The sequence below is a fragment of the Halopseudomonas phragmitis genome (genome assembly GCF_002056295.1).
In the GTDB taxonomy this organism is placed as follows: domain Bacteria; phylum Pseudomonadota; class Gammaproteobacteria; order Pseudomonadales; family Pseudomonadaceae; genus Halopseudomonas; species Halopseudomonas phragmitis.
In genome coordinates this window covers 2948402-2960681 of record NZ_CP020100.1, presented here as the reverse complement: position 1 = coordinate 2960681, position 12280 = coordinate 2948402, and the positions used below count along the sequence as shown (strand labels likewise).

9 protein-coding genes are annotated in these 12280 nt (G+C 58.9%); 4 read left to right on the top strand and 5 right to left on the bottom strand.

What is annotated here, in order from left to right; translation table 11 throughout:
- Positions 1-135: 135 nt before the first annotated feature.
- Positions 136-2028 (bottom strand): propionyl-CoA synthetase, encoded by a 1893-nt coding sequence (locus tag BVH74_RS13745; RefSeq protein ID WP_080050617.1) that lies wholly within the window; start codon positions 2026-2028, stop codon positions 136-138.
- 135 nt (positions 2029-2163) lie between these two features.
- Here BVH74_RS13745 and BVH74_RS13740 point away from each other — a divergent pair, with 135 nt between their 5' ends.
- Both BVH74_RS13740 and BVH74_RS13735 read left to right on the top strand, forming a co-directional pair.
- A complete protein-coding gene (locus BVH74_RS13740; RefSeq protein ID WP_080050616.1) occupies positions 2164-4098 on the top strand; it encodes a putative nucleotidyltransferase substrate binding domain-containing protein in 1935 nt (644 codons plus the stop codon).
- Entirely contained in the window at positions 4095-4811 is a 717-nt protein-coding gene (locus tag BVH74_RS13735) for a 3'-5' exonuclease (protein ID WP_080050614.1), read from the top strand. The genes BVH74_RS13740 and BVH74_RS13735 overlap by 4 nt, the downstream gene beginning before the upstream one ends.
- 9 nt (positions 4812-4820) lie before the next feature.
- On the opposite strand, the gene BVH74_RS13730 is transcribed toward BVH74_RS13735, so the two are convergent.
- Both BVH74_RS13730 and BVH74_RS13725 read right to left on the bottom strand, forming a co-directional pair.
- Positions 4821-5801 carry a DUF6976 family protein gene (locus BVH74_RS13730; protein WP_080050613.1) on the bottom strand — a complete coding sequence of 327 codons (981 nt, stop codon included), beginning with the start codon at positions 5799-5801 and terminating at the stop codon, positions 4821-4823.
- Positions 5798-6493 carry a hypothetical protein gene (locus tag BVH74_RS13725; protein WP_080050612.1) on the bottom strand — a complete coding sequence of 232 codons (696 nt, stop codon included), beginning with the start codon at positions 6491-6493 and terminating at the stop codon, positions 5798-5800. The genes BVH74_RS13730 and BVH74_RS13725 overlap by 4 nt, the downstream gene beginning before the upstream one ends.
- Before the next feature lie 226 nt (positions 6494-6719).
- Here BVH74_RS13725 and BVH74_RS13720 point away from each other — a divergent pair, with 226 nt between their 5' ends.
- The gene (locus tag BVH74_RS13720) at positions 6720-8375 is read left to right on the top strand and encodes a long-chain fatty acid--CoA ligase (RefSeq protein WP_080050611.1); all 1656 of its coding nucleotides are present in this window, start codon (positions 6720-6722) and stop codon (positions 8373-8375) included.
- 124 nt (positions 8376-8499) lie between these two features.
- On the opposite strand, the gene BVH74_RS13715 is transcribed toward BVH74_RS13720, so the two are convergent.
- Both BVH74_RS13715 and BVH74_RS13710 read right to left on the bottom strand, forming a co-directional pair.
- Positions 8500-9429: an electron transfer flavoprotein subunit alpha/FixB family protein gene (locus BVH74_RS13715; RefSeq protein WP_080049089.1), complete on the bottom strand. Its 930-nt coding sequence runs from the start codon at positions 9427-9429 to the stop codon at positions 8500-8502.
- Between the two features lie 2 nt (positions 9430-9431).
- Positions 9432-10181 carry an electron transfer flavoprotein subunit beta/FixA family protein gene (locus tag BVH74_RS13710; protein WP_080050610.1) on the bottom strand — a complete coding sequence of 250 codons (750 nt, stop codon included), beginning with the start codon at positions 10179-10181 and terminating at the stop codon, positions 9432-9434.
- 288 nt (positions 10182-10469) lie between these two features.
- Between BVH74_RS13710 and BVH74_RS13705 the strand changes: the two genes are divergently transcribed.
- Positions 10470-12134 carry an electron transfer flavoprotein-ubiquinone oxidoreductase gene (locus BVH74_RS13705; protein WP_080050608.1) on the top strand — a complete coding sequence of 555 codons (1665 nt, stop codon included), beginning with the start codon at positions 10470-10472 and terminating at the stop codon, positions 12132-12134.
- Positions 12135-12280: the final 146 nt, after the last annotated feature.

The window sequence follows — 12280 nt, the reverse complement described above, 5'->3', positions numbered from 1 at the left end:
CCTTAGCAAATCACCCAGAATTGTGAAACGGTTCCGGAACCAGGAAAAAGACGATAAGTTCCGGTTTTTAGTGGCACTGTGATGGCCTTATCACTTCATGTGGCTGCTTTTCTTTAGCGGTGCTCTACTCAGGCTCTATCTCCTCCCCCTCAACTGATTGGCCAGCTCATCCAGACAGGCAGGGTCATCGATAGTTGACGGCGTCTGGAAGCTCTGCCCCGCGGCCATCTGTCGCATGATCCGGCGCAGAATCTTGCCCGAGCGGGTTTTGGGCAGACGCTTGACCACCAAGGCGCGATTAAAACAGGCGAGCGCACCGATATCGCGGCGGACCAGTGCAGACAGCTCGGCACAAAGCTGTGGCTCTTGCAGCTCGACACCATTTTTCAGCACGACCAATCCCAGCGGCAATTCGCCCTTGAGTTCGTCAGGTACACCAATCACCGCACACTCGGCCACCGCTGGATGTGAGCCGAGTACCTCCTCCATCTCACCGGTGGAGAGCCGGTGACCAGCGACATTGATGATGTCATCTGTACGCCCCATGACGAAGACATAGCCGTCTTCATCCAGATAACCTGCATCACCGGACTGATAGAAGCCAGGGAAGTGACTCAGATAACCGTCACGGAAACGTTGCGGGTTACCCCAGATACCGCTCAGACAGCCCGGCGGCAACGGTAGCTTGAGCGCGATATTACCCTGTACGCCGGCCGGCACAGGCTGACCCTCATCATCCAGAACACTAAGCTGAAATCCTGGCATCGGCCAGGTTGCCGAGCCCGGTTTGGCTTGTTGCAGCTCATAGCCGGCAGGGTTGGCAGCAATCGCCCAGCCTGTCTCGGTCTGCCACCAGTGATCAATGATCGGGCGCTGGAAGTGCTGTTCCAGCCAGGCCCAGGTTGGCGGATCAAGGCGCTCACCTGCCAGGAACAGCCGTTGCAGGTGCGACAGGTCATATTGTTTGGCCAGGTCCGCTTCCGGGTCTTCCTTGCGGATTGCCCGGAATGCCGTCGGCGCGGCAAACAGTGCCTTGACCTTATATTCTGCACAGACTCGCCAAAAGCCGCCGGCATCCGGAGTGCGTACTGGTTTACCTTCGTACAGAACACTGGTGCAGCCACTGAGCAAGGGCCCATAGACAATGTAGGAATGCCCCACGACCCAGCCCACATCCGAGGCGGCCCAGAACACGTCCCCGGGCTGCATGCCATACACCGCTTCCATGCTGTAGCGCATAGCTACCGCATGACCGCCGTGGTCGCGCACCACGCCCTTGGGTTTGCCGGTCGTACCGGAGGTATAGAGGATATACAGTGGGTCGGTGGCAGCGACAGCGACCGCTTCCACTGGTTCGGCATTGGCCATAGCCTGGCGCCAGTCCAGATCGCGATCCTGGTAGAGTTCAGCCTGGCATTGCGGGCGTTGCAGTACCACACAGTGCTTGACGGTATGCCGGGCTTCGGTGATTGCCGCATCGACCAGCGGTTTGTAGGCCAGAACCTTGTCCACCTCGATGCCGCAGGATGCGGTGATCACTACATCGGCCTGAGCGTCATCGATCCGGACTGCCAGCTCGTGGGCGGCAAAACCGCCAAATACCACACAATGTACTGCCCCAAGACGTGCACAGCCGAGCATGGCGACAACCGCCTCAGGCACCATCGGCATATAGATGATTACCCTGTCTCCGCGACCGACGCCCAATTCACGCAGCATACCGGCGCAGCGGGCGACCCGTTCGGTCAGTTGCCGATAGCTGATGTGTTCGCGTGCGCCAGTAACCGGTGAATCATAGATCAGTGCCGCTTGTTCACCCCGGCCCGCGGCGACCTGAGCGTCAAGCGCCAGCCAGGCGGTATTCAGGCGTCCATCGGGGAACCAGCGGTAATAGCCGTCCGCGCCAGGCTCCAGAATGGTTTTCGGCGGCGTCTGCCAATTTAGAGCGGCGGCCTGTTCGGCCCAGAACATTTCTGGTTGTTCCAGGGCTTGAAGATAATCATGCTGATAGGTTGATGTGCGGGTCATAGGGGTGTCATGCCTGATTGTTTTTGTATTACGGCAGATTAAACCCCACGTTTTTTAAGGGAACTAGACTTACGTCGGATGTGAAACCCGCCATTGGTAGCGCACACTGACCCCATACAATAAAGGCCTACGGTCATGACGAAGGAAGATGCGTTTGCCCTGGCGGGTAAAGCTGCAGTGCTGCAGAACGTGCATGGCACCATGACGTTTCTGCTCAATTACCCGCCCTTCAACCAGATGGAGACCAGCCACCTGGCCTATCTGGTTGAACATTGCCAGCTACGTTTCTACGCCGAGGGCGAGGCCATCATTCGCCCGCAGGATGGCCCGGTACAGCACTTCTATATCGTCAAGCAGGGGCTGATTCGTGGCGAGCGCATGATTGCTGGCCAGCAAACCCCGGAAACCACTTTCGAGATCAGTGTCGGCGAATGTTTCCCCCTCGCTGCGCTGATTGGCGAACGGGCCACCCGGACCGAACATCTTGCCGGCCAGGATACCTTTTGCCTGGCTCTGCCCCGCGCCGAGTTCGTGCGACTGTTCGCCATGTCGCCCAGCTTCCGTGACTTTGCCCTGCGCGGAGTCAGCAGCCTGCTCGACCAGGTCAACCAACAGGCCCAGCTTCAGGCCGCTGAAACCCTCGGTGCACAGTATTCGCTGGATAGTCGCCTGGGTGATCTGGCCGTGCGCAACCCGGTAACCTGCAATCCCGACACTCCGATCCGCGAAGCCGTACACCATATGCATGAAGCCAGCGTTGGCAGCATCGTGGTGGTCGACGACCGGCAGCACCTGCTGGGCATCTTTACCCTGCGTGACCTGCGCCGGGTCGTGGCCGATGGCGCGGTTGAAATGCATGCCCCGATTGAGCAGGTCATGACCCCCAGGCCGTTCTACCTGCATCCGTCCGACTCGGCCTTCGATGCGGCGATCGCCATGACCGGCAAGCATATCGCGCATATCTGCGTAGTCGAGCAGGAACGCCTGGTCGGAGTGGTGTCAGAGCGCGACCTGTTTTCCTTGCAACGGGTCGATCTGGTTCACCTGGCGCGGACTATCCGCCAAGCCAGTCGAATCGGCACATTGGCAGCCCTGCGTACCGATATCCGCCACCTGGTTGAGAACATGCTGGCCCATGGCGCCAGTTCAACCCAGATTACCCATATCATCACCCTGCTCAACGATCACACCGTATGCCGGGTGATCGAGCTGTGTATCGAGGAAATGGGGGATCCTGGCGTACCCTTTACCTGGCTGAGTTTTGGCAGCGAAGGCCGCCGGGAACAGACCCTGCACACCGATCAGGACAACGGCATTCTGTTCGAGGCCGCCTCGTCAGCCGAAGCCGCCAAAATTCGCTCCCGACTGCTGCCTCTGGCCATGCGGATCAATAAGGGCCTGGCCGAATGCGGCTTTACCCTGTGCAAGGGTAACATCATGGCCAGCAATCCCGAGCTGTGCCTGTCGCGCGATGAATGGGCCGCCCGGTTCGATAAACTGATCCGCTCCGCCACCCCGGACAACTTGCTGGCGTCATCGATCTACTTCGACTTCCGGGTGATCTGGGGTGAGGCAGCAGGCGCTGAAAGCATGTTCAATGAGGTGCTGGAAAAGGTCGCAGCCAATGACCTGTTCCAGCACATGCTGGCCCAGCATGCAATGCTCAGCCGCCCACCGATTGGACGGTTCAGGGACTTCGTGGTGGCCCGCAAAGGGGCCGACAAAGACACCCTGGACCTGAAAACCGAAGGGCTGGTTCCCTTCGTCGATGGCGCCAGAATTCTTGCCCTCTCCCACGGCATCAGCGACTGCAACACCCTCGAACGCTTTCGCCAGTTGCGCGACAAGGGGGTAATCGATGCCAAAGATGCCGATGCCTACGAAGAGGCCTATCACTTCATTCAGTTGATTCGGATGCAGCAGCATCAGTGCCAGGATCGCGATCAACTGCCTTTCAGCAACCGGGTCGATCCAGACACGCTCAACCATCTGGATCGGCGTATTCTTAGAGAATCCTTCCGCCAGGCCAAACGTCTGCAATCGAGCCTGGCCCTGAGGTATCAGCTATGAGCCCACTTGCCTGGTTTCCCCGCCTGCGTCCCTGCCAACTGAGCCCGGAACAGCATGCCCGGCGCGAGGCGTTACCCCCGCCCCAACCCTTGGATGACACGCCACTTAGTCAGACCCGCCTGGTGGTGGTCGATCTGGAAACCAGCGGGCTTAACGTCCAGCGCGACCAGATTCTGTCGATCGGTGCGGTAGTGATCGAACAGGGCGCCATCGATATGGGCAGCCAGTACGAGTGCACGCTGTATCGGGCCAATCATCAGGTGACCGAGAGTGTACTGATTCACGGCATCGCACCCAGCGAGATCGAACAGGGCATGGAAGCTGAAGACGCCCTGCTCGACTTCGTTGAGTTCGCCGGCGAAAGCGTTTTCCTGGCCTTTCATGCCGCCTTCGACCAACGGATGCTGAGCCGCGGTCTGCGTCAGGATCTGGGCTACCGCCTGAGCCACAAGTTCATTGACGTGGCTGAACTGGCACCAATGCTTTGCCCGGAAGCTCGGGTGGGACGTGGCGGCCTTGACGAGTGGCTGGACTATTTCGGTCTGAGCATCAGCCAGCGGCATAATGCCGCCGCTGACGCCCTAGCTACTGCCGAATTGACCCTGATTCTGCTCAGTAAAGCCCGAGCCAAGGGCATTAACACCCTCGCTCAGCTCAATACCTGTCTCGGCCATTGGCGGCGTCTGCGTCAAGCCAGAAGCGCCAGCATGTAACCGGGCCGTTCAGCTCTCAATAAGACTGATCCGCACAGCGGTCTGATTGAGCAATTGATAGGCAACCTCGCCAAAGGTGATAGGCCCGGTCAAAGCCCCAGTGCAGCGCCCCTCCAGTTGCGAGTACAGATAATTGAGAATGCAGTTGCAGCCCAGCAGCATCTCGCCCTCCTGCGCGGGCAGTGCCTCAATGAACTGGCTCGGATAATCCTCCAGCGGCTCGGCAAAACGGTAATCGACCCCAGCAAACACTGGCGCGTAGAACTGTACCTTGTGTTCATCGACTGCCTGCACACTGACATTGATCAGCGCTCCGCAATAGTCGGCCACCAATGGCACGCGGGTATCTATTTGCCGCTCACGAATCAGGCTCGCCAGATTGGCAGGCTGCTCATCTGCCAGACAGTCTGCCGCAGAGAATCCGGTTTCCCCGAAGCGCAATACCGGCCCACTGCCAGGCTGAAATAAATTGACGATCTCGATATGCGCCAGAAGGTTCTCGGGCAACGGGCAATGCAGGGCGACAGCCTGGTCAGCATATGAGCGGCCTTCCTGGCCGTTGTATACCAGCGCGCGGGCCTGCCCAACCTGATCCAGGTGCATCCCGGCTACCCAGCCAGCGATAGGCTTGATGAACATGTCGGCATAGTCTGGGGCCTGTTGTGCATAGTCCTCCAGCACCTGACTGGCGGCCGGTAGAATCAGCAGAGTAAGACCGTGCTCCGGAGCATCCTCCAGCACATGCGGTAGTTGCACACGGTCATAGCTGGCGATTCGGGCGACCGGCAGTCCCAGCGCCTGCACGAACACCTGCTGCTGGTCGCAGAGCCCTCCAGCCTCGGTCATGAAATACGGTGTGGTACCCCCAATCCAGTTGCCCGCAGGTAACCTTTCGAGGCTCTCGGTGCTCCCGGCAATCACCAGACTGGCCCCCTGCTCGATCAATTGCGAGGCCTCGACGACACTCATCAGTTGGCTGGCGTGCTTCATCGCCCATCCCCCTGCTGGCAGGCTGCGTTCAACTGCGCGATTTCACTGGTCAGTTGCTTCTCGTGTTTTATAAAAAACCTACGTATTTCATTGATTTTTATTGCTTTAACCTCATCATCCGAAAGTCTGGAGAAGTCCTGACGAGCCCGTGACAGCAATAATTTCAGGCTCAGCAGGCGGATCTGGCAGACATCACCGCTTTCCAGTAGTCGGGTCCAGATGGGATGGTGACTTGGCGGGATGCCACTCTGGGCAACAGTTTCATCAAGCACCATTGCGGTACTACCTGACTCGATACCACTGATTGCATGCTTGATCTGCCAGGCCAGATGGATGTCGATTTCAAGCAATTCGCAGACTTCACGATAGCGCAGCCCCGCCTGCAGGCAGCGAATTACGTTGTGGGCCAAACCCTGGGTGAAATCGTTGCCCGGTGCACCGATGAACGCCGGCGGTGCTGGGTAAGCCGGTGCTTCGCTCAGGTCAGCATGAATATAGGTGCGGTAGCCACCAACGTTGGTATGTCGCCAGCGCGCGCGAGGCTTGTCAGGCAGGTAGCGGCCGAACCAGCCACTTTTCGTGGTACTCAGGTAAGCGTGCAGTTCCTTGGCATAGGTATCGACACGTATACGGCAAACATCCCAAGGTGCCTCTACACCCAATAGATGGCGACAGAGCTCACTCTCTTTCACGGGACCTCCCTGTTATTGGATTTATTCAGGTCACTGTCCCACGCCTTTCATTGCTCTTTAACTCCACTTTTGCACTAAAGCCCTGCTACTTGAGCAGCAAGCCTGCCCTTTCGCACTACTCGCTTCGCCGCCCTTATGCCGGGTTAACACCAGGATTGTTGTTCGTTCTGTCCTGACGGTTGTCGGCGTAGTCTGCCCACACAACCAGCAGAGGAGCCCCAGCCCCATGTTTGACCGCCATTACGCCGTCTGGCCCGAGTCCGTCCCGCACTTTCTTGAACTGCCCACTACCAGTTTGTACAGCAATCTCAGCGTGTCAGCCCTGCGCTACCCGGAACATCCGGCGATCATCTACTACGGTGCGGCACTGAGCTACCGTGAACTGCAGCAACAGGCCGAGGCGCTGGCAGGTTACCTGCAGCAGGCTGGCGTCAAGGCCGGAGACCGGGTGTTGTTATACATGCAGAACAGCCCGCAGTTCGTCATCGGGTTCTATGCGATCTTGCGGGCCAACGCCGTGGTGGTACCGGTCAACCCGATGAACCGCAAGGCCGAGCTGGAGTATTTGCTGGAGGATACCCAGGCCGAAGTGGCGCTGTGCGGCCTGGAGCTGCTGGAGAACATCGCCCCGCTGGTCGGCCAGCATGGGTTGCGTGAAGTCATCGTCAGCGCCTATAGCGAATATGCTGGCGAATGCGACGGGATCGACTTGCCCGAAGCGGTCCAGCTCGCCAACGAGATTCCCGAACTGCCGGGTCTCACTGCCTGGCAGCAGGCATTGGCCGCCAAGCATCAGCCGGGGCCCTTGACCGCCGGTCCGGACGATCTTTGCGTCATTCCCTACAGTTCAGGTACTACCGGCAACCCCAAGGGGTGTGTGCATACCCATCACAGCGTCATGGCTACCACCGTGTATTGTTCGGTCTGGGGCAATGCCCAGCATGACAGCGTGCAACTCGTATCGGTCCCCATGTTCCATGTCACCGGGATGCAGGTCTGCATGAACTGTTCGATCTATATCGGCGGCACCCAGGTAGTGATGACCCGCTGGGATCGCAAGGCCGCTGCCCAGCTCATCCAGCGCCATGGCATTACCAGTTGGCGGAACATTTCGACCATGGTGGTCGACCTGCTCTCTGACCCACAGATCGACCAATACGATCTCAGCAGCCTCAAGGCAATTGGTGGCGGCGGCGCGGCGATGCCGGTCGCAGTGGCGGAAAAACTCAAGCTCAAGACCGGGCTGGAATACGCTGAAGGCTATGGTCTGTCGGAAACCATCAGCGCCACTCACATGAATCCTTACCACGCCCCCAAGCCACAGTGCCTGGGTATTCCGATCATCGGCGTGGACTCTCGCGTGGTCAGCCTTGAGACCCTGAGCGAGGTGGAGCCTGGAGTGACCGGAGAGATCGTCATCCATGGTGAGCAGGTATTCCAGGGCTATTGGAATCGCCCCGATGCAACAGCCGAGGCCTTCATTGAACTGGATGGTAAGCGCTTCTTCCGGACCGGCGATCTGGGTTATTACGATGAGCAGGGCTATTTTTTCCTGGTTGACCGGGTCAAACGGATGATCAACGCCTCCGGATACAAGGTCTGGCCGGCCGAAGTCGAAGCACTGCTCTATGGCCACCCCGCCGTACAGGAGGTTTGCGTCATATCAGCCCCGGATGCCCGGCGTGGGGAAACCACCAAGGCGGTAATTGTTCTTGCAGCGGGCCAGCAGGCCAGCGCCGAGGAGATCATCGCCTGGTGCCAGGGCAACATGTCGGCCTACAAATGCCCCAAACTGGTGGAGTTCGTCAGCGCCCTGCCCAAGTCACCGACCGGCAAGATTCTCTGGCGAGCCCTGCAGGAACAGGAGTGGGCACAAGGCTGATCTCTCACTCCTCGTCATTGCGAGGGCCGCAGGCCCGTGGCAATCCACAGCGGCGGCAGAGAATCCAGACAAACAAAAACCCCGGCACCAGGCCGGGGTTCTCGTCGTACTTGCAGCCTGAGGCTTACAGCTTGCCTTCCAGCTCCGGTACCGCCTCGAACAGGTCAGCGACCAGACCGTAGTCGGCAACCTGGAAGATCGGGGCTTCTTCGTCCTTGTTGATCGCGACGATCACCTTGGAGTCTTTCATACCGGCCAGGTGCTGGATCGCACCGCTGATGCCGACCGCCACGTACAGCTGCGGAGCAACGATCTTGCCGGTCTGGCCAACCTGCATGTCGTTCGGCACGAAGCCGGCGTCCACTGCGGCACGCGAGGCGCCTACCGCCGCGCCGAGCTTGTCGGCCAGCTTGTAGAGCATCTCGAAGTTGTCGCCATTCTGCATGCCACGGCCGCCAGAAATGACGATCTTGGCACCGGCCAGCTCGGGACGGTCAGACTTGGCCAGCTCTTCGCCAACGAAGGCCGAGATGCCGGCGTCAGTGGCGCTGGCAACCGCTTCTACGGCGGCGCTGCCACCTTCGGCGGCCACGGCGTCAAAGCCGGTGGCGCGGACGGTGATGACCTTGACCGCAGCGCTGGACTGCACGGTGGCAATCGCATTACCGGCGTAGATCGGACGCTTGAAGGTGTCGGCGCTTTCGACCGCGATGATCTCGGAGATCTGATCGACGTCCAGCAGCGCGGCTACGCGCGGGGCGTAGTTCTTGCCGTTGGTGCTGGCCGGAGCCAGGATGTGGCTGTAGCCCTTGCCGACTTCGGCAATCAGCAGCGCCAGGTTTTCCGGCAACTGATGGGCGTAGGCGGCGTTGTCAGCAACCAAAACCTTGCTCACACCGGCGACCTTGGCCGCAGCTTCAGCCGCGGCGCCACAGCCTTGACCGGCTACCAGCACATGGATGTCGCCACCGATGGCCTGGGCAGCAGCCACGGTGTTCAGGGTCGCGGCGTTCAGTGCGGCGTTGTTGTGTTCGGCAATAACCAGAATGCTCATGTTCAGATCACCTTGGCTTCGTTCTTGAGTTTGTCGATCAGTTCGTCGACGCTCTTGACCTTGATGCCGGCGCTGCGGGCAGCCGGGGCTTCAACCTTCAGGGTGGTCACGGTCGAGGCGGTGCTGACACCCAGCTCTTCCGGCTTGAGGGTTTCCAGCGGCTTCTTCTTGGCCTTCATGATGTTCGGCAGCGAAGCGTAACGCGGCTCGTTCAGGCGCAGGTCGGTGGTGACGATGGCCGGCAGTTTCAGATCAACGGTCTGCAGACCGCCATCGATCTCGCGGGTGACCTTGACCCGGTCGCCTTCGACATTGACCGCCGAGGCGAAGGTGCCCTGGGCGTAGCCGGACAGGGCTGCGAGCATCTGGCCAGTCTGGTTGTTGTCGGAATCGATGGCCTGCTTGCCAAGGATGACCAGTTGCGGCTGTTCCTTGTCAACCACGGCCTTGAGCAGCTTGGCGATGGCCAGCGAGTTCAACTCATCGGCAGACTCAACCAGCACGGCGCGGTCGGCACCCAGAGCCAGCGCGGTGCGCAGTTGCTCCTGAGCGGCGGTCGGGCCTACGGAAACGGCAACGATTTCAGTTGCCACGCCCTTCTCTTTCAGGCGCACGGCCTCTTCTACGGCGATTTCGCAGAAGGGGTTCATGGACATCTTGACGTTGGCAAGATCGACACCGCTGTTGTCCGCCTTGACGCGAACCTTGACGTTGTAGTCGACCACGCGCTTAACGGCTACTAGTACCTTCATGGCTACCTCATGAGTCTTGGGTGCAACCACTCGATGCCAAAAAGTGACCGAACAACAACAAATCGTTCACAATCAGACTAAATCGAGATTATCATTCAGGGCAACTATCATGCCGGCCCTCTGTGTGAGGGTCAATAGTCCGTTAGGTCTAAAGTCGTATTGTCAGGGGCTGCCAGTTCGATCTTTGGATTGGAGCCGATGAGACAGACTGTTATAATGCTCGGCTAAACCGATCAGGGAAGATCTAAAAAAACCGTTATTTAGCTGGCCTAGTGTAGGAGATTGCTTGTGGAACGCGAATTCATGGAGTTTGACGTTGTCATCGTGGGCGCTGGTCCGTCCGGTCTGTCCGCCGCTTGCCGCATCAAGCAGCAAGCTGCTGAAGCCGGGCAGGAAATCAGTGTCTGCGTGGTGGAGAAAGGTTCCGAAGTCGGCGCCCACATTCTCTCCGGTGCGGTTTTCGAGCCGCGTGCGCTTAACGAGCTGTTCCCCAACTGGAAAGAACTGGAAGCCCCGCTGAACACTCCGGTCATTCGTGACGATATCTACGTCCTGACCAGTGAAGAGAAAGCCACCAAGGTTCCCGACTTCTTTGTGCCCAAAACCATGCACAATGAAGGCAACTACATCATCTCCCTGGGCAACCTGTGCCGCTGGCTGGCCCAGCAGGCTGAGAACCTGGGCGTAGAGGTATATCCGGGCTTCGCCGCCCAGGAAGCACTGATCGATGAGAACGGCGTGGTCAAGGGGATCCTCACTGGCGATCTGGGTGTCGACCGTGAAGGCAACCCCAAAGAAGGCTTCTATACCCCGGGTATGGAGCTGCGCGCCAAGTACACCCTGTTCGCTGAAGGTTGCCGTGGCCACATCGGCAAGCAGCTGATCAAAAAGTACAATCTTGACAGCGACGCTGACGCCCAGCACTACGGTATCGGCATCAAGGAAATCTGGGATATCGATCCGGCCAAGCACCAGCAGGGTCTGGTAGTTCACACCGCCGGCTGGCCGATGGATATCATGGGCACCGAAAACACCGGTGGTTCCTTCCTCTATCACCTGGAAAACAACCAGGTCGTCGTTGGTCTGATCATCGACCTGTCCTACGCCAATCCGCATCTGTCGCCGTTCGACGAGTTCCAGCGCTACAAGCACCACCCGGTGATCAAGCAGTACCTGGAAGGCGGCAAGCGCGTTGCTTATGGTGCCCGCGCCATCTGCAAGGGTGGTTTCAACTCGCTGCCGAAGATGGTCTTCCCCGGTGGTGCGTTGATTGGTTGCGATCTGGGCACCCTGAACTTTGCCAAGATCAAGGGCAGCCACACCGCTATGAAATCCGGTATGCTGGCCGCCGACGCCATTGTCGAAGCGCTCAAGGCTGGCAGTGAAGGTGGCGACGAGCTGACCGGTTACGTTGACAGCTTCAAGTCGAGCTGGCTGTATGACGAACTGTTCCGTGCCCGCAACTTCGGCCCGGCAGTGCACAAGTTCGGCGCCATCATTGGCGGCGGCGTCAACTGGCTGGATCAGAACCTGTTCGGCGGCAAGATCCCTTTCACCCTGCGTGACAAGACTCCGGATTACGCCTGCATGAAGAAGGCTTCCGAAGCCAAGAAGATCACCTATCCCAAGCCGGATGGAGTGATCAGCTTCGACAAGCTGTCCTCGGTGTTCCTGTCCAACACCAACCATGAGGAAGATCAGCCGGTTCACCTGACTCTTAAGGACCCGAGCATTCCGCTGGAGAAGAACCTGCCGCTGTACGACGAGCCGGCTCAGCGTTACTGCCCGGCTGGTGTGTATGAGATCGTCGAGAACGATGACGGCAGCAAGCGCTTCCAGATCAACGCGCAGAACTGCGTACACTGCAAGACTTGCGACATCAAGGATCCGGCCCAGAACATCAACTGGATCGCTCCTGAAGGTACTGGCGGCCCGAACTACCCCAACATGTAAGGCTGCTGTACCAAGCAAAAACCCGGCTTCGGCCGGGTTTTTCGTTTCAGACAGACCAGCCACTGCATGCGTGGCTAGGTAACCTCTGAAAAACGTAGGCGAGGCAGGCAAGACAAGGCAAAAACAGCCGAAAAAGCGCAGTTTAC